Source organism: Pseudoalteromonas sp. NZS37 (assembly GCF_015864265.1).
Classification (GTDB): Bacteria; Pseudomonadota; Gammaproteobacteria; order Enterobacterales; family Alteromonadaceae; genus Pseudoalteromonas; species Pseudoalteromonas arctica.
In genome coordinates this window covers 93825-116967 of record NZ_JADYXL010000005.1, presented here as the reverse complement: position 1 = coordinate 116967, position 23143 = coordinate 93825, and the positions used below count along the sequence as shown (strand labels likewise).

The window sequence follows — 23143 nt, the reverse complement described above, 5'->3', positions numbered from 1 at the left end:
ACGCGATAAATAATAAGAGCTTTAATTACTAGATTCAGAAAGTTTTAAAATAGCCAATACATAAACACTGCTATCTACAAATATGTGGATACATCAATAAAATAACTTCTATGTCCCAGCAGAACCTTTAATTCTCAAACTTTAATCTTTCATACAATCCAGACGCTCTCGATACGCTTTTATTCATTGCTAATTGCAGTACTTTTTTGTCAGCCACCAGCTCAAACTTATTTTTAGCGCGGGTTATTCCCGTATACACTAATTGCCTGTTAATACCCATGCGCGCTTGTTTTAGCGGTGGCAGTACCATGGCTGTGTAGCTAAACTCTGAACCTTGTGATTTATGAATAGTCATTACATAGACTTTATCGTGTGCAGGGAGTCGTGCTGGCGAAAATGCTCGTTGATTCCCTTGCTCATCAATAAATATGGCTTTGAGCTGATTGCTTTCATCGGGCATTAAAATACCAATATCGCCGTTAAATAACTTAAGCTGGTAATCGTTTTGGCTCACCATAATGGGCATGCCTGTATAATGATGAGTATTAGGGCTAACTGTTATTAAACCTTGCTGTTGCAATACGCGCTCTATTCGCTGATTTAAGCTATGCACGCCGTAATCGCCCTCTCGCACTGCAGCTAAAAGCTGATAACTTGCAAAAGCAGCATGCACCTGTGCAACACCTGCACCTTGGGCTATTAAGTTAAGATACTTTGCATAATGACTTGCTGCACTTTTAACGAGCTTTTCAATCGGTTTTGCTACAAAGTCGTAATCTAAAATTACATCGTTAAAGCGCCCTTCACTACTTTCTTGCTCTACGTAATTTAAAATACCGGTGTTATTGGTGTTTACCGCAAGTGCGAGTTGACCAATGCCGCTTTGTGCATCAAATCGATAACTGTGTTGTAAAAAGGCAATGCAATCTGCGAGTTTAAATTCACTCACGCTTTGCGCTACGAGCTTAGGTTTATTATTAAAACATAAACTATTTAGCTCATCACAACGTGCTTGCGAGTAGCTTGGCGTTTGCCCAAGTGTTAAACCTTGGCATAAATCGCTCATTACGCTGCCGGTATCCACCGAGGCAAGTTGGTCTTTGTCACCTAAAAGTATTAATCGCGCGTGCGCAGGCAGCGCTTCTATTAATTTAGCCATCAGCGATAAATCGACCATACTGGCTTCATCAATAATTAGTACATCTAAATGCAGCGGATTGCTTTTGTTATGCCTAAATTTATTAGTAAACGGTTTTACGCCCAATAAGCGATGAATAGTTTGAGCGTTTTGTGGTATCAGCGTTTTAATATTATCAGGAATAATTGTTAGTTTATTTTTAGCACCTAAGACTGACTCACTCAAGCGTGCAGCGGCTTTACCTGTAGGGGCCACAAGTTTAATGCTAAGGGGTGCTGTTTCATAAAGTGACTGTAAAATAGCCAACAACTTAGTCACTGTAGTGGTTTTACCTGTGCCAGGCCCACCCGTGATCACACTAAAGCCTTTGGTGGCGGCAATCGCACACGCCACTTTTTGCCAATCAGTTTCAATTGTTGAATCAGCAGGAAAATAGGTATTTAAAAGTTCAGCCAATACTTCATTATTAATATTGAGCTTTCGCTCGCTCATGCTTAATAGTCTATCCGCGAGTGTTTGCTCATAACCGGCAAGGCGCGCAAAATAAAGTCGCTCGTTAAACAGCTGCAGTGGTTTATTTTCGCCCACGCTTTCATGGCTTTGTAAATAATTAAGCGCTGTGTGTACATTAAAATCATCACTAAACGGGCTTAGCGTACTGGGTACATTGCCATCGAGTTTATTAAAGTCACTTTTGCGCAAGTTAAAAGGATTGCTCCAGTCAACCTCATTTAAGGTTAGGCAGCTATGCTGGCTTTGCTGTGATAAGCACAGCAATAAAATAATATAAAATAGTTCATTGTGAGTTTGCTCAATGTCATTAGCACACAGTAATTCAGCGAGCTTCACATCAACTACACGCAGTCGGTTTTGCGCTAATAAATACTCAAGTAACGGGACTTCGGTAATCGTATTATTTAACACAATGTCCTCTAATGGGGCATCTTGTGCTACATTTTTTGAAGTAAGAGGCTCTGCGGCTTCATTATTAAGTGTCTCGTCTATATCGTCAAACAAGCCAGGTTGCTCATTTAAATCGCTCATAGCATGGCTCCTTGGCTAAATAAGCCATCTAAAATAATCACTTGTTCTTCAGTTAGCTTTTTAAAGTACACGCCTTGCCCTGTCGGCATTCCACGTAAAAACGTGTAATACACGCCGCCTAAATGGGTTTCTATCGAGTAATCAGCTATACGTTGTTTTAATAAACGATGCAGCGCTACCGTGTAGATTAAATACTGTAAATGATACTGATGACTGCTCATTGCTTGCTCAAGCATATCGCCTTCGTAATCAGCTGGCGTACTGCCTAAGTAATTAGACTTATAATCTAAAATATAATATTTGCCTTGGTAGCAAAATATTAAATCGACAAAGCCTTTTAACAAGCCTTTTACTTGTGAAAATTCAAGCTTACTTTGCGTAAAGCCAAAATGTTTAACCAGCATTTCGTTTAGCTTAGGTGCGCTTAAGCTCTCAAGTGGTAAATTAAACTCCATTTCGACTAGGCAGTCGCTTGGTGTAAGCACACCTAATGAAAGAAGGCTGTTTTCTAGAGATCTTTTATCTAGGGGGCACGCAAGAACATCGAGTACCCACTTTTCAGCCACTTCTCGCCATTGCTCACCTATGTGGTATTTTTCAAGGCTGCGCTTAACTACCTCAGATAAGTTTTGCTCGGAATTAGTTGGGTGAACTATTGGGCTAATAAAATCTATTTGTTCAAATATTTCGTGTAAACAGCTACCCGGCTTTGGCCCTTTAGGAAAACTATAAGGTGATGGCAGTTCATCCTCTTGCACTGCAAACTCGTCTTTTTCGTGATCTTCATCACTTCGCCCTGGGGCTAATTGGTCGCTGTGCTTTTTAAAGCTCAATGCACTAAAGCTAGTTGCTCGCCAGTTACGCTCAATATTTGCCGTTACTCTATTAACACTTAATGTTTGCTGCGCAATTTTACTATTACTAAAACAAAGCGTTCCCTGCTCTAATAATGTTTGTGAGGTAAATTGCTGATAGCTCATCGCACTATTAGCGTCGCAAAACTCACTTAAATGCGTGCGCCATGTTTGGCTACTGGCAAGTTCAAGCCCTGCAAATAAAACATGCCCTAGTGCACTACTTTGCATTGCTAAGCGGCTACTTTGCCCTTGCCCAATGTTATAAACACCAAGCGCACAAAAATGCACAGCGCGAGTAAGTGCTACATACAACAGGCGTAAATCTTCTGCTAGGCGCTCTTGTTCTGCTTTTTGAAGGGCATCTTCGTCTTTACTTAAATCGTAAACTAGCTTGCCATTATTATGATAAAGCGCTTCTTTTGTTTCGCGATAGCCACTGGCAAACGGCATAAATACCAGTGGGTATTCAAGCCCCTTTGAGGCATGCATAGTGACAATTTTAACTAAGTTGGCGTCACTTTCTAGGCGTACTTGTACTGTTTCACCGTCTTGTTGGCTTACCTTCTGTGCAAACCAGCGCAGCAAACGCAGCGTGCCTTCAAGCTCTATTTGTTTTTGCTGAAGTATTTCGCCCAAGTGCCTAAAGTCCGTCAGCCAACGCTCAACGTTATATCCCAACCCTTGCCATTTAGCGCTAAGCTGATTATGGCTCATTAAGCGCTCAAGCATTGCCATAGCGCCTTGCTTGTTCCAAATGTGGCTAAGTTGTGCAAAAAAGTTTAAGTAGTCTTGCCATTTATTTTCATCATCGGCGAGTGCATGTATTTCGTTATAACTTAAACAAAATAATGGACCAGCTAAAACACCGCGTAGCAATGACTCGTCATATTGACCATGCAGCGCTGTTAAAAAGTTAAGTAGGTGATGGCTAAGCTCTTGGCTAAAAACGCTTTCTCGTGATAAATACACGCTGGAAATTTTGGCATCATCTAGCGCTTTTTTCATTATTTGTGCTTCAACACGGTCGCGCACTAATATACAAATATCGGCAGCGCTTACAGGGTTACTGCCAATGCACGCGTCCCCCTGTTTAGCTTTTTCAAGCAGGGTCACTATTTTATTAGCAAAGTGAGTGGCTAAATGCGCTTGCCCTACACCTTTGTTAGTTGGTTTGTTTTTTTCATCGGCGGCTTCATCTACAAATACATTAAATTCGAATGCGGTAGCGGGTTTGCCATCAATTAAAAAAGAGTCATCCGCTTTTTTGCCTTTAGCAGCTACTGCGTTAAAGGGTATAGCGTCGTTATAAATAAAGCTGTTAGCGTGTTTGCCAAATAAACTATTAACGCTATTTACTATGTCGGTGCTTGAGCGAAAGTTAGTACCCAGCGTAAATTGCTGATCAATCTGTACAGCTTCTTTTGCGCCAATATACGTAAAAATATCCGCGCCCCTAAAGCCATAAATAGCTTGTTTAGGGTCGCCTATCATGGCAAGTGTGGTATTTTTTTGCCCATAAATTTTACTAAAAATACCGTACTGAATCGGATCGGTATCTTGGAATTCATCAATCATGGCAACCGGAAACAACTGCGCAATTTTTTGCGCCAGTACGTCGCCTTGCTCGTTATTAAGCGCACTGTGTAAATTGGTCAGTAAGTCATCAGGGGTGATCACGCTTTGCTCTTGCTTGCGCTTAACTATTGCGGCTTTTACCCAGCGTGCTGCATGTTGTATAACTGCTATTTTAAGCCCTTGGTTTATGGTGTTGTTAAGGGCGGCAAGCTCGTCAAACTGACTCAGTAATGGATGCACAAATAATGGCTGATTTTTTTTATAATTGCCTGCATCGCTTAGGTTTTCTGTACTCCACACTTCAAACGAATACTTGTTAGTGCCAAATTCAAAAAACAAATCGCCGCCTAAACAAAATGCCTCAAGCGCACTAAGGCTGCCTTTTCGTGCTGGCGTTTTAGACCCGCTTAAACCCGAGCCTTTAATAGCACCTATAAACTCTTGCTCTAACACCGCTTTTTTAAATGCAGGTACACGGATTATGTACTCGTCACGGGCTTTCCACACATCGTCTAAATTTATTTGTGGCGTAATGTGCGCATTAGCTTTATTTAAAATGCTCGCCACTTGAGCGAATAAAGCCTCTGGTGCGGCAAATACATCTAAAATAGCATCTGTGCGTTCTTTGTTAAGTGGGTATACAAACGCGCGCCAAAAATCTTTAATGGTTTCGAGCAGTATGTCGCGCTCATCTAAAATAAATTCGAGATTAAACGCCACACCCGACTCAAACGCATGTTGTTTTAGCATCCGCTGACAAAAGCCATGAATAGTAAAAATAGCGGCTTCGTCCATTGATTTAGCAGCTGCATCGAGTAAATCAAAGGCGCGGTGCTTATCATCAATTTTGGCAATTACGCCTTCAATGAGTTCGTCGTTTGGGTCTTGCCCAAGCAATGCGTCGCGCGCAGCAATAATTCGGCTGCGCACGCGGTCTTTAATTTCTTGGGTGGCAGCGTCGGTAAAGGTTACTACCAAAATTTGCTCAACACTGAGCGGCGTATTTAACTCACCTTCTATTTGCATACCTAGTAAGTAACGTAAATACAGTCCCGTAATTGTATAAGTTTTACCAGTACCGGCACTGGCTTCTATTAAACTTTGACCAATGAGCGGCATAGTAAGAGGATTAAGCGCTTGCATGGTCACTCTCCTTTGCGTGTTCAAATAAAGGCGTGAGCAATTTATCACTCCATTTTATAAATTCTTCTTGGCAGTCGTTTAGCGATTGCACCGTTAAGCGAATATACGGGTTTTCGCCCTCGCCTCGCCCTATGTATTGCGGGCTAAATTTGCTCATTGCTTTTGTTATATCGCCGCAGCTTTTAACGTATTCATAACCACTTACCGGAAAAAATGGCACTGGCTCTGCGCGCAGCGCTTTGTATAACTCAAACCAATCAGCTAATAGTGCATCGGCATCAGCTTTATTAATTGGCGCAAAGGTAATTTGCTTATCAAGCCCAAGTAACAATGTTTCTACGTGATGCTCCATACTTTGCGCTGCAAGGTGATAAATAAAGCCTTTAATTAAATCTTTCGCTTTAATACTCGCACTGCGGTAAAACACTTGTTTTTGCAAATAAACATGATTGAGCCAGCCTTCTATTTTGGTGCCTTCAATGGTAAGCAAAACTTCTATCGGCTCACTTTTCCCGCCTTTAATGTGCTCTTTAACTTGCCCTGCAAGCGCATCAACTCGGTGCTCCATACTCTCAAATATGAGGCTGCCTACATTGGCTTGAGGTAACTCACCTCGCTGCAGTATTTGCTCTGTACTCAGCGGTTGCTCGTTTATATTGGCTTTAAGTATTTCATCAAGGTAAAAATAACGGCGCAGTGCATCTAAACTAAATGGCTCTTCGTCTTTTGCTACTTCGTTAAATTGTGGCAGGCGTAAACCTAATGTTTGTTGATAAAAGCTCTCTTGTGCGCTGCACACACTTTTAATAAACACATCAAGATCTAACTGCTCTGGCACAACAACATCAAGCGCAATAACCGGCTGTGGTTTAATTGACTCACTTGGCAGCCAAATTGGATTGTAACTGTGGTTACTCAGCACAGTATTGGCTTGCTCATCGGCTAAATAATAATGGCTATTAAAGGGCTGTAAATGCTGCTGATTGATTAGACATTCTGGCAGTGCTTTTTCGCTTTTATCGCTTAATACAAAGCTACGCCCAATATATTCTAACAGCTCGCTTACAAGGGTTGATGGCATACGCGGTTGGTTATCAAAACACGAACGACCAATGTAACTCATGTATAAGTTGTCGCGGGCACTCAGTAGTGCTTCTAAAAATAAGTAGCGGTCATCTAATTTACGTGATCGGTCACCTTTTTGCTTTTTAGAATAAGGCACTAAGTCAAAACCAATGGGTTGTACGTTACGTGGGTAGTCGGCATCGTTTAAACCCAGCATACACACTACCTTAAATGGCACGGCGCGCATGGGCATAAGTGTACAAAAGTTTACTTGGCCTACTAAAAACCGCTGCCCCACGCCTTTTTCTTGAATGCCTTGTTTAATTAAGTAACTAACAATACGCTGCGAAACCGCTTTACTGTAATCGCCGTTGTCGTGGTGTTTTTGTATTTCTTCGAGCACATTTTGCAGCACTAATAAATCCCAGCTGTCGTCGCTTTCACTTTCGTATATAGCGTTTAATAGCTCACTTAAAATATGCGCTTTATTAGTGAGCGTGTCATCGGGCGTTAGCTGCTCTTTAAAGCTTTGCAGTACATCAATAAAGTGCACGAGCTTGTTGAGTGTATCAAGCGCCATGCCTTCTACTTCATCGGCGCTGTAAATACCATTAAACGGGCATTGCTCGTCGCGCTGCGCTATGCCAAGCAATAAGCGGTTAAGCCCGTGTTGCCATGTATTTAAATCAATAGCGGGTAAATCAAAGCTGCTTTTATGCTCTGCATTTATACCCCATTTTACGCCCACCCGCTCAAGCCAGTATTGAATTTGCTCGTACTCGTGCGCTTCAAGGCCAAATTTTTCGGCAATTTGCGTTACTTGCAGTAAATCAAGAATATCCGACACACCAAAGCGCGAAAACGGCAAGTTAGCTAAACTCGCAAATGAGCTAAGGACGGGCTTTTCTTGCTCTATGGCTAAATCGGCCAATGCATAAGGAATAAAGCGGCTGCCTTGTGCCCCGCCAAATACGGCTTCAATGTAGGGGCTGTAAGTGCCTACATCGGGCATCATGACAATTATGTCTTTGGGAGTAAGCGTTGGGTTTTGATTAAATAAGTTAAGTAAGTAGTCGTGCAAGCGCTCAACTTCTCTGAGCGGTGTATGGCAATCGCTGAGCGTAATGCTGGTGTCGGTTGCGCTGATTGGTAACTTACCTTCGTCGTTTATAAACCACTCTTTGTTATCTGTCAGCGATTCGCCTTTAAACGCAAGCTGATAAATCTCGCTTTGTACTTGCCCTAGTAAGGTGTCGTCAAACACATCAATAAAACCATCAATCCAACGGGCATCTAACTGTACAAGTTGTTCAAAATAGTCGCGACCTAATTTACCCCACGACGATAACAACGGATTACCAATAAAGTAGTATTCTTCATCTGGATTGGTTTGTTTTTTTTGTTGTGCTTCCACCAGCGGCATTTTGGCGTATTTAGCGCTTATTTTAGCTGCTGTTTTTTCATCTATAATATCGCCCCAGTAATGCTCACTTGGGTTAAAAAAGAATAATATAACCTCGGTTTTTTTACTCAGCGCTTCAAATACGTCTAGCTGGGAACTGGCAATCGCCGATATACCAAATAAGCTAATGCGTTGTGGCAGTAAGCTATTATCCATGGTTTCAAGTGCTGCAAGTAACTGCCCTTGCATATTAGCGCGATGAAATTGGCTTTGCCCAAGCTCTTGGCTTAGTTTTACAATGCGTCGCCATAAGTCAGGTTGCCATGGGGCAATGGTTACATCCACGTCATCAAGTTCATCTTTTCCGCTATCCCATGTGGCTATCCAGTGCGGTCGGTACATTAAATATTGGTCGTACACATCGGCTATTTTTTCGCACAGCGCAAAGGTCTTTTGCCCGTCAATATCGCCCTCTAAATAAGTTTTTAGCGGCAAATATAATGGCTCGTCAATACAGGTTGGTAAAATTGCAAACAGTTTCCAAGCAAGGTTGGGCTTATTAAATGCCGACTCTTTAGGGACATTTGGCAGCAATTGCTGATACAGCTGCCAAATAAAGCTCGACGGCAGCGGAAAATCTACCTGCGCCGCAACCCCTAAGTTTTCGCTCAAACCTATTTTTAACCACTGCGACATACCCGGCGATTGCACTAGCACTACTTCTTTGTCGAACGGGCTTTGCAATGGGTTTACTTTTAACAGCTGGTGGAACTGCGCTTGCAGGGCTTCCATCCGGTTTGATTGAATAATATTTAGCATATAACACTGACCTTGCTTGAGATAAAACCAGTGTAAGATATTTTCAATATTAGGGGTAGCGCAAACGGGTAATTGGCTTTAATAAATCAGAGAGTTAAGAACTAACTTACAGATTTTATACGCACAGCATCTATTTTATATACTGTGCGTAGTAGTGAGTTTATTTATAAGGGCTAATACTTGATAAACTAAAATCACTTTGCATTATTACTTCGCCATCAATGCCTTTTAATTTAAGTGAAATAGTGGGGTCAATTTGCTGCCAGTCTATGCTTAAATCACCATAATTTACGTTATGAGTAAAATTCCCTACTCGGTGTTTGTTAGGGCTTACATCTTTCCATTTTTCAGTTAAGCCTGAGCTGGTCATCTCAATTAATGGGTAATCAAGGTTTTGCTGATACTTTGATACTTCACCCCAGTGCGTATCGCCGCTGATGATCACTACCCCATTTACTTTATGCTTTTTAATCAATGCAAATAAACGGTTTCTATCTTCAGGAAAGTTTGCCCATGACTCCCAACCTGTAAAGTCAGGTAAAAGCTGTAAGCTCGAGGCAATCAATTTTATTGCAGCAGGCTTTTTAAGCTCTTGTTCAAGCCATTGCCACTGGGCTTCACCTAGCATTGATGCGCCCTTCACTTCACTAGGACTATACGGGCCTTGGTTATTAAGTTTGCGCTTAGTGTCGTATTCAAGCTCACCTACATGGCTTAGCGCATCACGGTTCCAACGTAAATCAGGCATTATTACTTGTATGGTTTGCTCATTTTCACCATACATGTACGAGGTATAAATTCCATCAGGACGAGTGCGACGCGCTGAGTTTACAGGTTCATCCCAAAAATTAAGCATAATTTGGCGTGATTGCTCTTTATGCGGATACTCTTTACCTGCATCGTTTTGGCCATAATCGTGGTCATCCCACATAGCAATGATAGGCGTTTGCGCTTTTAACGTTTTAAAACCAGGCTTTGCCCCTAAACGTTGGTACTTATCGGCAAGTACATCCATATCGTTGGTATCGCCGTAAATATTGTCACCCAAAAATATAAACAAATCCCCCTGCTCTTTGTTAATTGCATTAAATATGGGTATGTTTTTATCTTGATGCCCACACGAACCAAATAGAATTTTAGATGGCGCGGCAGTAATACTTGCACTAATAACCAAACTCAACGCCAAGGCAGTTAGGGTTAATGGTTTTAATAGGTTCTTCATTTTAAAATCTCGCTAATAGCAGGCGCCATATTTGAATTTATTTCATTTGGATTCTGCCCAAGAGCCTTTAAAACGGTCGCTGCTATTTGTACTTGTTTAAGCTCATTTTTAGTTTTAATTAAGCCCCGTCCTTTTATTGCGGGGCCGATGGCTGCAAGCCAAATATGTTCAGAGCCGACAATTCCTTCTGGGTAGGTATTTTCACCTAACTCTAGCTCAGCAAGTGCACGTTTAGAGCTGTGATGTTGCCAATCATTGGCATTATTGCCACGGCCGTGATCAGTAGTAATAATTAGTGTGGTGTTATTTTTATAACCCGCTGTAGTTTGAATAGTTGCCCATAAGTCTTTTATAAAAGCGTCACTTTGCCTTGCCGATTTAAGGTATTGATCGTAATGACCATCATGCGCAAAGTCATCGGTTTCGCCTAAACTTATCACTAACAACTTAGGCTTTTTAGCCAACATATACGCTTTAGCAAAGCGATATGTAAAACTGTCTAGTCGTACGTTATACCAAGGACTGGGGATTTCACTTTGTAGCGCATTTAACAGCGGCGCATCAGTGAATAAATTCTCTTCAATTGACATAAAACCTGCATTTACATACACGTTACTGCGCTTAGTATTTACAATGTATGGGAATACATCCCAACTACCAAATAAGGCTGTGCTACCTTTAAACTCAGGTAAATTATCTAAATGCTCTAAAATAGTTTTATTTGGGTTGAGCACTTTGTTATTACTATTTATATTTTCGTCAACTTCACCGGTGAGTATTTCGTTGTAACCAGGGTATGAAAAATACCACGGGTTACTTACCGACATAGTAGAGCCGTTAGCTCTATCGCCAATAATTACGCCTTGTTTAGCCACTACTTGCGTTAAAAAAGGCATTAGTAATTGCTGGCGCTCATTTGCAGTTTTTGCCCAAAATTGTCTCTTTAATTGCTCAGGCTTTTTAACAAAATCAGTATTATTAATTAAGCTATTATCAGCCCCGTTAAATACTTCTTGCCAGCGTACTCCGTCAAGCGTTACCAGCACTACATTTTGCGCTGCTGTTGCAAAGCTGCTCGCTAATACACTTAAGCTAAATAGTGTTACTTTTATAATTGTTTTCATCGCGTTTGCGCCCTTTCATATAATAAAGCCCATCAATGATGGGCTTTATTTTAATTCAATTACTAAAACCTAATTAAAAGTCAGCGGTAAATGTAACTGCTGCGGTGCGAGGCGCACCAATGTAATAAGTAGCGCCGTTACCGGTACCACCTGCTAAGTAGCTTTTGTCAGTAACGTTATAAACAACAAACGATACGTCAATGGCTTTAAACGGGCCTGCATCTACGTCAGTTGAATAACCTGCATTAAAATCAAGTACGGTGTAGCCGTCTACTTTATTACGCGTGCGAGTGTCTTCGTCTTGCCATGCACCTAAGCGCTCACCGGTGTATTTAGCCGATAAACCAACACGAAAGCCATCGCTAAAGTAATCGGTAGATACCACAAATAAATCTTCTGATGAATCTATTATGCTGTCGCCTTTTCTAAAGCTTGGTGCTACCTCATTACCACTTTCATCTCTTAATATTACGCCTTGTGAATCGTATGCATTTGGATCATCGGATGAATACTCAGAACTGCTATTAGTATACGATGAGTACACGCTCCAGCTTGGTGTTAACATATAGCTTGCTGCAAGCTCGAGCCCATTTGAGTCAATGCCTCCTACATTTACGTACGAGCCATTTGTACCAATCGTGTAATCAATGCCGTCTGTGCCACTACCAGGCGCAATAAAGGTAATGCGGTTATCAAACTTAACACTGTAAGCCGTTGCTGTAAGGGTTAATCTGTCGGCTTGGTAACGTACACCAAAGTCGATGTTGTCGGCAGTTTCTGGCTCTATGTTTGTAAGCGTTGAGCTGTCTCGCTCAAGTACACCGTCTTTTATTGCTGAAAAATTCTCGCTGTAACTGGCAAATAATTCTGTGCTGTTATTTAGCTGATACAATACACCACCACTAAATAACACGTCTGAGTCGCTATCTACTTTATCTGATCTTTCGTTAGCAAAGTGGTCGTACTTTTGTAATTCAACTAAATATTGTTTTGCACCAATATTTAATGTTAAGTCACCAAAATTAATCGAGTCTTGTAGGTACCATTTGAATGTATCGGTATCAAAAGTGTTTTTGTATTGTGTCCAGTAAGGCGTGCTATCAAAGTGATGATAAATACGCGCGTCAATTACTTTGTGCCAATCACGCGATTCATCACGTTCGCTTTGCTCATACCAAAAGCCCGCTTCGATATCGTGATCACCAAATGTAGCTTGGTAATTTGCCGTTACACCTAAACGATCTTTGTTGTAATGCGTATGGCGGTAAGACATAACCGGCGTTGCTGTTGCATCGTAACACGCAGGATTTAAACCAGGACCCGACTCCCATGGCCAGCTCAAACTTTGCGTACAATCGGCATTTGGTGCAAGCGGGTTGCCTTCACTATCAGCAAAACCATAAGAGCCTGCATTAGTGCCACCCTCGGTTGTTGGGTTGCCATTTTCATCAACCGGCGTTGTTAAATAAGGTGGGATCCAATCGCCGCGACCTGAATTTTTATGATAATAAGGACTAACGGTTAATAATGAAGTTGGCGAAATCGCGTATTCAAATTTTAAATAGCCTAAGGTATTTTCACGAAGCGTTCCCCAACCTTCTGCAAACATTTGGTCAAAGTGCGGAACTCCCGTCCAATTCCATGTTAGCTGATCCCAATCGGGTGTTTGTTCAAACTGCTCAAGGCTTACGCTGTTATAGTTTGTCTCGCTTACATCATCGTAAGATAAACGACCAGTAAGTGTTAAATCGTCAAAATTAGATACAAACTTAAGCTCTGCGTGTTGGTTGTCTTTACCGCCATTACTGCCAGAACCAATCCAGCGGCTTGTATCTGTTTGCGAGTAACTTACATACGCTTGTGTGTTATCAAAAACAGTGCCTGTTTCGTGTTTAAAGTAATAACGCGTGGCATCGTGGCTGCCTGATGTATAAGCAAAGGTAGTGCCTTTTTCAAGGCTTGGGTCTTTACTTACAAAGTTAAATGTCCCGCCTAGTGCTTCAAGTGAAGCCGACTTAATATCAGAGGTACCTTGACCTACTTCTACCGTTGCTAAATTTTCACTCTCCAAGTAACGGTTAGCTTTAGCACCACCGCCATAATTAGAGCCACCATTGGGAATGCCATCAACGGTCATACCTAATTGTTGTTGGTTTCCATCAATACTAAAACCACGCATGGTGATTGTAGTAGACCAATCGTCGCCACCAAATGCATCACCTTCATTTATGCTAATACCCGGTAAATTATCAATAACCGATAATATGCTCGATACCGAACTTTGTTGCTCAAGCATTGCAGGCTCAATAACATTGTTAGCGTAGCTCGTTGGTTTAGCAACCACGGTTACTTCTTCTATGGTGTTGTCGTTAGCATGAACAGATGTTGATACAGCCATGGCAATAGCCATGCTCAAAAGCGATTTGTTTTTTAAAGCGTACATTGTTGTCCCGTTTGATTTTAATTATGAAATATGAAAACGCGGACAGTATGAATTTTAAATATGACAACGAGGATGAACTTTATTTACATAAAAATTAAACAAATATGGAAGATTTATGGCGGGAATATGTAAAAAAAAAGACACCCAAAGGTTTAACTTTGGGTGTCTTAATTATTTTCTAGAACTTATTACAAATAGTAATTTATTTCAATTGTGCAAGCATTTCATCGCTGTATGGTACTAACTCTTCACCGTTTGCAATTTTGCTAATGTAATCTGGGTTTGCAATAAGTGGGCGACCAATAGCGATTAAGTCAAACTTAGCATCGTTAATAGCTTCTTTTGCTGACTCAAAACTATAACTACCTACGCCTACTAATGTACCTTTGTAGCCTGCTCGTAAAAATTCAGAGATGCTTTTGCCTTCAAGCGAGTCAAAGCGCATGCTGTCGTCAAAAATACCGCCGTGTAAGTACGCTAATTCTCTGCTTTCAAGTTCTGTTAATAAGTAATCAAATACCGCTTTATCGCGGCTATCTTCGCTCATATTAAAGTAAGCACCCGGTGTTAATCTAAGTGCAGTACGATCACTGCCTACAGCAGCAATAACCGCATCGGTTACTTCTAGTGCAAAACGCGACATGTTTTCAGGCGTTTGACCATATTCGTCGCTGCGTGTATTTGCAGCGTAATGTAAAAATTGGTCCACTAAATAACCGTTAGCACCGTGAATCTCTACCCCATCAAAGCCTGCTTCAATTGCGTTTTCAGCAGCTTTTGCGAAATCAGCAACTAGACTTTTAATATCATCAGTAGTGGCTGCTTTTGGTGTGATGTATGTAAGCTCACGCATACGAGGGACAGAGCCTTCAACGCCAATTGCTGATGGAGCAAGTACATCGCCATCAAAAAAGTGAGGGTGTGCAACACGGCCAACATGCCAAAGCTGTGCAAACATTTTGCCGCCATTAGCGTGCACAGCGTCAGTTACTTTTTTCCAACCTTGAATTTGCTCGCTGGTAAATAAACCCGGAGTATTTGGGTAACCTTGTCCATCTGGACGAATAATAGTTGCTTCACTAATAATTAAACCGGTTTCGGCACGGCGAGCATAATATTCAACCATATCTTGTGTTGGCACTAAGTTATCGTCAGCCATACAACGCGTTAATGGCGCCATAAGTACGCGGTTTTTAAGCTCAATCGTGTTATTTAATTTAAACGGAGCAAGTAGATCAGTTGTCATTTTTCAATCCTTCATTAAGTATATGCTTACTACAATGTGGCCTTTTTACAAACATTCAAGCTTATTTTTGAATGATCGCTCAAATTAGTGAGAAACTATACTGATCAATCTACAAATTAGATCTGCATTGCTGAAATTAAATAGCAACTTTTCAACACTCTGTCATATAACTCGATATACTTGTGTGCATATAATTTAGATATATTAATATCAATAGTAATTAAGAGTGAGCTAATTATGACAACGCCAAATTTAAGCGAAGAACACACAGTAATTTTAGGACTTGGAGCAAAAAAACGCCTAGCCTATATGTTCGAAACCGTACAACAGTTCAAGCAAGTATGGATTTTAAACGATGATGATGGCTGCGTTATGCTTGCCAACGAAGATGACGACTGTGTGCCAGTTTGGCCAACTCGCGAATTTGCAGAAGCATGGGCTACTGGCGAATGGGCTGGCTGCAGCGCTAAAGCAATCCCACTTACTGACTGGTTTAGTCGCTGGACACCGGGTCTTGAGGAAGATGACTTACTTATTGCTGCTTTCCCTACAGAGGAAGATGATGGCACGATATTGTTTTCAGATGAGTTTGAAAAACAATTAAAAGCGCCAAAGCAAAAATATTAAGGCTCAGAGACCAAATACTCAGAGTTCTAAAATTTATAAACGCGGCACTTAATTTAGTAGCCGCGTTTTCATTTGCAATATCTAAAATTCAAATAAGCCTGCGTAATTGCATCTGGATTTTCTACTTGCGGATAATGCCCAAGCTCTACAAACTCTTGTACGCGCGCATTGGGAATAAGCTTTTTATAATGCTCAATCATGTACTTACCAGAGATGGGGTCTTCTGCGCCTGCTATAAACGTAAGTGGTATATTGCTATTTATGATGGCACCAACCCAGCGTTCTCGGTTTTGCTGCCTCTGCTTTATATAACTAATGAGTTTGGGCATTACGGCTAAGCCATCTTTATAAATTAGCAGCTCCCAAAGTGTGTCTACCACTTGTTTTGAAGGCGGTGTACTCTTACCAAAAATAGTAAGTAGATTATTGCCAAATTTTTGTTTATTCATTAATTTTGGCACTACCCAACCTAGGGCGTGTTGATCTTTGCGGGTTGAAATTTGTTCAATCTAGGGGCGATTAAATCGCGGCGCGAGGTTTGTAACCTAGTGGGCTAAGTAAAAACCGAGCAACAAAGAGTTAATCGTCCCTAGAAAGAACCCAAAGGGCAGCGCATGTTTGGTATTTATGCTGCGTTATCGCCTATTTATGGGGAATAACCACACTACACAGGCTCTGCCTTGCCTAAAAAACAAACATACTGCTGTAAATTTAACCACCACAGTTCAACACACCCTAGCTTTGAAAGTAAAAGCTTTTGTATAAATAAGGGTTTGTGCACCTCAGGAAATAACCCACCATTTAAAAAGCAAACACTATTGATCGTTATGGCACTTTGATTATGTACTTGCCTTGCTAATAACTCTTGAGCCACTGTATCGCCATAGTCATGAGCTAAAATATGTACGTCATTAATATTTAACGTTTTTAAAAATTGAGTATATAAGTCGGCTTGTTCGGTAATTTTATAAGTAGCGTTTATTGGTTTATCTGACAAACCAAAACCTAGCATATCGAGCGTAATTACAAAATAATGTTCACTAAGCGTTTGCCACATACCTTCCCAATCCCAGCTAGCACTTGGAAAGCCATGTATTAAAAGCAGCGCAGGCTTAGTTATATCACCAGCTATTTTTGTAAAAATTTGATGGCCACTAATATGAGTAAATTGGCCCTGCGATTGCCACTGTTGAAGAGAAAACATATATTAGCTTTATTTTTATTATTTATTTGTTAGTTTTATCATAGAGGTAATTAAAAAAGGAAATAAAACCAATGTATAATTTGCATTGGCTTATTAAACGTCATTTTAAAATTTAATAGTGTAATCTACATAAACTCGGTGGTCGGCTCTGTCGCCTTTAACACCATCAACACTGCCTAACTTTTCGGTTGTATAATCTACAAATAACCAGCGCAAACTTAAGCCTTTTATTTTCTCAACTTTATAGCGCGTATCTACAGCCCAATATTTTTCGTCAGCTGTGCCAGCTAACTTACCCAGCGCAGAGTTTTCAGCATCGCTACCGCTTGTGTAGTAAAACTTTGTTGTTAAACCTGGCGATACTGCTTTTAAATCAATACCAAAACGTGCCTGCCACGTTGCCTCGTTTTGATTTGTTAAATCGGCACCAATCAATGAGCGAGTTGGAAATGGGTTTGTACCATGATCGCCACTAAAGTTATCTTCAATCCAAGCATCACTTACCTTAGTAAATGCCGCACCTACACTCCAAATATCTTTTTTCCAATCAGCATCTAAGTAATAGGCAAATCCATCGTTTTCACTTTTAGTTAAACCTGTTAAAGCGCCAGTTGCATCTTCATCATCTAAATCGCCGCCCTCTGCGCCTGTTACAAATAAATCACCATCATCTTGTGAGGTAAATATGCCAGTTGAAAGGGTTAACTTACTTTGCTCAAGTTTAATGTCGTAACTGATTTTTAATCCCATTTTACTTAGATAATTGTGCGAATTTAAATATTCAGCCTCTAATATTAGATTGTCTTTTTTATGCGTAGCACCTACGCCCCAAATTACGTTAATGGCGCCTGTTGCCGATTGATCGGTAGAAAAGTCTTCCCATCTATCATCGTGTCGACGGCTCCATTTGTCGTAAACGTAACCATATAATTTAGTGTTGCCAATTTTGTAATCACCAAAAACACCTCTAAAAGTATTAGGAATAGCCCGGCTCCCAGAGCTTTTAAGCAACATACTTTTGGTTTTTTGCCCGCCCACTTTAACGTGACCGTTGTTGCCCAATTTAAAATCTAAAAAATATTGACCAAATTTAGAAAAGCTATCGTCAACTCCACCGCTCTCATTACCCGCTGGTAAAATATTACCTGCGGCTGAACCCGTAGAATTAATATCCATCACGGTGTAAGTCGATACACCCACACTCACTAAATCGTTTATATAACCCGATGTGTAATTGAGCTCTATACCTTGAGCAAAAGTTGAATCGTCACTTGCGTCGTTATCGTAGTCACGGTCAAAATAAATTGATCTAAGTTTTATATTAAATTCATCTTGTTCTGTCAGCCCATTAACAGCGGCATACGAAGGAATAGAAATACATGTTAATACTGCGCCTGTTGCCGCAAGTAATTTAGATACTCGGTGAGCCATAGTTATCTCCGTTACCTTGTTTTGTTTAAGTTTTAACTGTGCAGTGCATAGCAGCGTGTATTTTTTCGACCTACACGGCAAACATGTCATAAGGTAATTACATTTTAAGTAATCACGTTTTCTTTCATGCTAGTAAATATAGAACAATATAAATTTATAATGTTTTAATTTCTATATTATAAAATATTAAGTGTTTGTTTTGTTTCGGATGAATTATAAAAGTAAGGTGAGCATCGTCTCTTGCTCGCTCGTACCTATAGCGATAGTTCCCTTTAAAAGCGTCATAATATTGGTTAAATTTTACTTTATTTAAACTTACCAAAGTAAAGTTATGAGCAAAAACTAAAAGCTATCCGTTGTTTTTTGAGCACCTAATATCCACTAAAAAATCGATTAATATAAAAACCAGCACCTTTAGCTAATACTTTTGTTGTTCGCTATAAAGTAGCAAAGAACATAAAAATTATTATATTTATATGCATGTTCGTCTTATCTTGGTGAGTAAAATCAACTTTTTATATTACATCTACTCTAAACCTTTATAAAATATATATATTCTAATTAATAACAAAGTTGTATCCTGAATAATAAGTGCTATATTTATTTCGATGATAAAACAGATATACTGTCAGTATATTAATAATAAAGGATGAGTTAATGTTTTCAGGACGACCGGTTAGTAAAAGGTTATTAATCTCGGTGCTTACTCATGCTATTTTTTTCATCAGTGGTGTTGTATTAACTTACTTTGCCCACGCTGCACATCAAGATGCTGTTAATAACAAAATAAATGAAGCCCTCAACAACCGCCTTTCTTCACTCTCAACAGGCGTTACTAGCAGATTCGACTTATATAAATATGGGCTATACGGTTTAAAAGGATTTATACACGGCATTGGCGTTAATAATTTAAGCTACCAAACAATTTCCAATTACTCTAACAGTCGCAATTACGCCCAAGAATTCCCTGGAGCAAATGGTATTGGCTTTATAAGAAAAGTAAATGCCGAAAACTTAGCTCAATTCTTAAAAACTGCAAAATCCGATCGACCTAACCAAATATTTAAACTAAATAAATTAGCTAACGAAAGTGATGAGCACTTTATTATTCAGTATATATTTCCTGAGCAAAGTAATTCACGGGCTCTAGGACTCGATATTGCATCGGAAAGTACACGTAAAAAAGCAGCATTAAATTCTGCAATTAATAACCAAGTTCAATTATCGGCGCCTATTACGTTAATCCAAGCGGATAACAAATCGCAACAAGGCTTTTTAATTTTACTACCAGTTTATAAAAATATTATTATTCCAACTGATAAAATCCAGCGTTTAGAGCAATTAATTGGATGGACTTACTCCCCTTTATTAATAAACAATATTTTAGACTCTCTTTCCCAAGCTGATGAAAATAAGCTAGTCATTAGCGACATAGGTAACAACGTTAAAACTGACTTTTTTAGCTACGGCATTAAAAGCAACTCGGCTGATTATCAGTTAAATAAAGTAATTAAAGTGATGGGAAGAACATGGGAAATCACACTTAGTGCTTCAGACACATTTATTGAATCACTACACTTGCCGAGTAAATATCAAGCTATTGTCAATGGTGTTTTTTATACCCTTATTTGTATGTTTATAACTTTAATAATTCAGCTGTTTTTTTACCGTAGAGCACAAAGAACACAGCGAAGAATTATCAAAGCTAAACAAAATAAGCATATGCTGCAGCAAACAAATTTAAAATTAGAAAAAGAAGTAAAATTACGCACTAAAGAAATTGCTGATATAAGTATGCTTCAACAAAGTATTTTAAACAGTGCCAGTTACTCTATTATTGCGACCGACATAAATGGCTTAATTACTTTATTTAATCCAGCCTCTGAAAAGTTATTAGGCTATAGAGCAAAAGACGTTATTGGAATTGAAAATCCGGGTATTTTTCATTTAAAAGAAGAAATTATAAAAAAAGCCAAACAGCTTAGTGCAGAGTTAAATGAACCTGTTTTCCCTGGTTTTGAAGTGTTTATCTTAAAAGCAACTTCTACAGAGCCTGATATCAATCAGTGGACATACATTTCTTCTACAGGCGAGCACATACAAGTTAATATAAGTGTTACCTCTTTATTAAATAACGAAAATGAAATTGTTGGCTATTTGGGTGTAGCATACGATTTGACCGAACAAATTAATCACGAACAAGCTCTCGGACATGCTAAAGAATTAGCTGAACAGGCATCACAAGCTAAATCTGAATTTTTAGCAAATATGAGTCACGAAATACGCACACCTATGAATGGCATACTAGGTACATTACAGTTACTGCAAGAGCAGCCATTGAATGAAAAATCAAAAGAGTATTTAAAAAAATCACTTTATTCGACCCGCTCACTCACCACTATTATTAATGATATCCTCGACTTTTCTAAAATTGAAGCTGGGAAGCTTTCATTAGAATATAAATCATTCGACCTTTTTGAGCTTATTCACCACTTAGAGTCTGATCTTGGCCTGCAAGCCAGTGATAAAAATATATACCTTAAATTTATAATTAATATTGAGCATAAGTATTGGGTGGGCGACCCCGTTAGACTCAGACAGATATTTTTAAACCTAATATCTAATGCGATTAAGTTTACGTCCCAAGGTGGCGTTACAGTAACCTTTAGGCTAACCGACGAAAACAAAATATGTTGTTGTATATCAGACACCGGAATTGGAATTTCTGAGCAGGCTATAGAGCGATTGTTTGAGCGCTTTGAACAAGCAGAGCAATCAACTACGCGTGAATATGGCGGTACAGGTCTTGGCTTACCTATTACTAAATCATTAATAGGTTTAATGAATGGCGAAATTAAAGTAACAAGCCAATTAGATTCAGGTAGTCAGTTTTATGTGTACTTACCATTAAAACAAGCACAGATTGATGAAAGCACATTAATAACAAAAAATGTTGAGCTTCCTGACCTATCTGGAAAAACTATTTTATTAGCTGAAGATAATAAAATAAATCAGCTTGTTGCATCTGCGATGCTTGAGCCTACAAAAGCCACCATTATTATTGCCAACAATGGTTTAGAAGCAATCTCATTATACGAGTCACACAAGCCAGACATTATTTTTATGGACATTCAAATGCCTAAAATGGATGGTCTTCAGGCATGTAAAAAAATTAAGGCGCTTAATAGCGAACAAATTGTTATTGCATTAACTGCTAATGTTTTTACAGAACAAAAAGAAATATACAGGCAGTTATTTGATGGTTACGTTTCAAAACCAATCGAAAAACATGAACTTGTCGGCATGTTATCGACACTCTATTTAGTTAATAGTTAGTCATTGCGAAGGCATTAAAAAACCCAGTTACTAATACCTTTCGATATTAGTAACTGGGTTCTAAGAATAATGGTGGAGGGAGAGGGATTCGAACCCTCGTTAGGGATAAACCTAAACACACTTTCCAGGCGTGCGCCTTCAGCCACTCAGCCATCCCTCCACAGTGCTGCAATTGTGTAATGCAACAGCGCGCTATAGTATGAAATAGACCCTTAAGGTGCAAGGCATTTTTAAATATGAGCCTTTAAATGCTTACTTATCAAGCAATAGCTTATCTATATGCACAAAAAACGGCTAAATCTAAGACCTAACCGTTTTAATTTATACTTTTAAAATTACTTAGCCATGCTCGCAGTAAATTCAAGCATGCGATTAAGCGACTTAAGTGCGCCTTCGCGTAAACCCATATCAACGAATACTTCTTTACCTTTAGGGCTTATGAGGGCTTCCTCAATCGCTTTTAAGCCATTCATTGCCATCCAAGGGCAATGTGCGCAACTTTTACATGAAGCGCCCTCACCTGCCGTTGGAGCCGCAAAAAACTCTTTATCTGGACATAGTTGCTGCATTTTATAAAAGATGCCGCGATCGGTTGCGACAATAAACTTTTTATTGTCCATTGTTTGCGCAGCTTTAATTAATTGGCTAGTAGATCCAACCGAATCGGCAAGTGCAACAATTTCTGCTGGTGACTCAGGATGAACTAATACGCCTGCATCTGGGTGTAGCGCCTTCATATCTTTTAAGGCTTTAGTTTTAAATTCGTCATGTACGATACATGCACCATTCCACATAAGCATATCAGCACCGGTATTTTTTTGAATATAACTACCAAGGTGCTTATCTGGGCCCCAAATGATTTTTTCGCCTTGCTCATCAAGGTGCTCTACTATTTCAAGTGCACATGATGAGGTTACAATCCAATCTGCACGTGCTTTAACAGCCGTAGAGGTGTTTGCATACACAACCACTTTACGGTCAGGGTGCTCATCACAAAACGCTGAGAACTCGTCTATCGGGCAACCAATATCTAGCGAACACGTCGCTTCAAGCGTTGGCATTACAACCGTTTTATTTGGCGTTAAAATTTTGGCTGTTTCGCCCATAAATTTCACGCCCGCGACGATGATCATATCTGCATCGTGACGTGCACCAAAACGTGCCATTTCTAGCGAATCGGCAACGCAGCCGCCGGTTTCTTCTGCAAGTGCTTGAATTTCAGGATCGGTATAATAATGTGCAACAAGTACTGCATTTTTATCTTTTAGTAATTGTTTTATACGCGCTTTATATTCGCCTTGCTCGTCATTTGTTAACGGTGCTGGCTTAGGGGGGAAAATATAACCTTCAGGCATAATAGTTTGAGCTAGACTCATGTTCTCGACCACTTATCTACAGTGCATTAATTAGGGCGAATTATACGAGAATATAAACATAAATAACAGCAAACTAGTTAAGCTGTTTATA

The 23143-nt window shown here is 39.8% G+C and carries 13 protein-coding genes and 1 tRNA gene; 2 read left to right on the top strand and 12 right to left on the bottom strand.

Annotated elements, in window-relative coordinates; genetic code table 11:
• Window positions 1-127 precede the first annotated feature (127 nt).
• The 7 genes from recD to I6F47_RS11050 all read right to left on the bottom strand — a co-directional run bounded on the left by recD (window position 128) and on the right by I6F47_RS11050 (window position 15078).
• Window positions 128-2182, bottom strand: coding sequence for an exodeoxyribonuclease V subunit alpha (recD, locus tag I6F47_RS11080; protein WP_197183859.1), 2055 nt, complete (start codon window positions 2180-2182; stop codon window positions 128-130).
• Window positions 2179-5757 (bottom strand): exodeoxyribonuclease V subunit beta, encoded by a 3579-nt coding sequence (recB, locus tag I6F47_RS11075; protein ID WP_197183858.1) that lies wholly within the window; start codon window positions 5755-5757, stop codon window positions 2179-2181. The genes recD and recB overlap by 4 nt, the downstream gene beginning before the upstream one ends.
• Window positions 5744-9043, bottom strand: coding sequence for an exodeoxyribonuclease V subunit gamma (gene recC / locus I6F47_RS11070; protein ID WP_197183857.1), 3300 nt, complete (start codon window positions 9041-9043; stop codon window positions 5744-5746). Before recC ends, recB begins: the two co-directional genes overlap by 14 nt.
• Window positions 9044-9203: 160 nt before the next feature.
• Window positions 9204-10265, bottom strand: a complete 1062-nt coding sequence (locus I6F47_RS11065; protein WP_197183856.1) for an alkaline phosphatase D family protein — start codon at window positions 10263-10265, stop codon at window positions 9204-9206.
• Window positions 10262-11389, bottom strand: coding sequence for an alkaline phosphatase family protein (locus I6F47_RS11060; protein WP_197183855.1), 1128 nt, complete (start codon window positions 11387-11389; stop codon window positions 10262-10264). Before I6F47_RS11060 ends, I6F47_RS11065 begins: the two co-directional genes overlap by 4 nt.
• A gap of 73 nt (window positions 11390-11462) precedes the next feature.
• The gene (locus tag I6F47_RS11055) at window positions 11463-13832 is read right to left on the bottom strand and encodes a TonB-dependent receptor domain-containing protein (RefSeq protein ID WP_197151206.1); all 2370 of its coding nucleotides are present in this window, start codon (window positions 13830-13832) and stop codon (window positions 11463-11465) included.
• 202 nt (window positions 13833-14034) lie between these two features.
• Complete coding sequence (locus I6F47_RS11050) at window positions 14035-15078, bottom strand: alkene reductase (protein ID WP_007585611.1); 1044 nt, start codon at window positions 15076-15078, stop codon at window positions 14035-14037.
• A 237-nt stretch (window positions 15079-15315) separates the two neighbouring features.
• Here I6F47_RS11050 and I6F47_RS11045 point away from each other — a divergent pair, with 237 nt between their 5' ends.
• Window positions 15316-15705 (top strand): DUF2750 domain-containing protein, encoded by a 390-nt coding sequence (locus I6F47_RS11045; protein ID WP_197183854.1) that lies wholly within the window; start codon window positions 15316-15318, stop codon window positions 15703-15705.
• 68 nt (window positions 15706-15773) lie between these two features.
• On the opposite strand, the gene I6F47_RS11040 is transcribed toward I6F47_RS11045, so the two are convergent.
• From I6F47_RS11040 to I6F47_RS11030, 3 genes are all read right to left on the bottom strand, one after another.
• Window positions 15774-16154 carry an alpha/beta fold hydrolase gene (locus tag I6F47_RS11040; RefSeq protein ID WP_442960282.1) on the bottom strand — a complete coding sequence of 127 codons (381 nt, stop codon included), beginning with the start codon at window positions 16152-16154 and terminating at the stop codon, window positions 15774-15776.
• Between the two features lie 215 nt (window positions 16155-16369).
• Window positions 16370-16909 (bottom strand): alpha/beta fold hydrolase, encoded by a 540-nt coding sequence (locus I6F47_RS11035; RefSeq protein WP_442960281.1) that lies wholly within the window; start codon window positions 16907-16909, stop codon window positions 16370-16372.
• A 105-nt stretch (window positions 16910-17014) separates the two neighbouring features.
• Window positions 17015-18340 carry an OprD family outer membrane porin gene (locus I6F47_RS11030; protein ID WP_165735409.1) on the bottom strand — a complete coding sequence of 442 codons (1326 nt, stop codon included), beginning with the start codon at window positions 18338-18340 and terminating at the stop codon, window positions 17015-17017.
• 657 nt (window positions 18341-18997) lie between these two features.
• On the opposite strand from I6F47_RS11030, the gene I6F47_RS11025 reads away from it, so the two are divergent.
• Window positions 18998-21676: a CHASE domain-containing protein gene (locus I6F47_RS11025; protein WP_197183853.1), complete on the top strand. Its 2679-nt coding sequence runs from the start codon at window positions 18998-19000 to the stop codon at window positions 21674-21676.
• 70 nt (window positions 21677-21746) lie between these two features.
• On the opposite strand, the gene I6F47_RS11020 is transcribed toward I6F47_RS11025, so the two are convergent.
• Window positions 21747-21836, bottom strand: a tRNA-Ser gene (locus I6F47_RS11020).
• A 175-nt stretch (window positions 21837-22011) separates the two neighbouring features.
• On the bottom strand, window positions 22012-23052 hold the full coding sequence (gene nadA, locus I6F47_RS11015; RefSeq protein ID WP_010554042.1) for a quinolinate synthase NadA: 1041 nt from the start codon (window positions 23050-23052) through the stop codon (window positions 22012-22014).
• Window positions 23053-23143 lie beyond the last annotated feature (91 nt).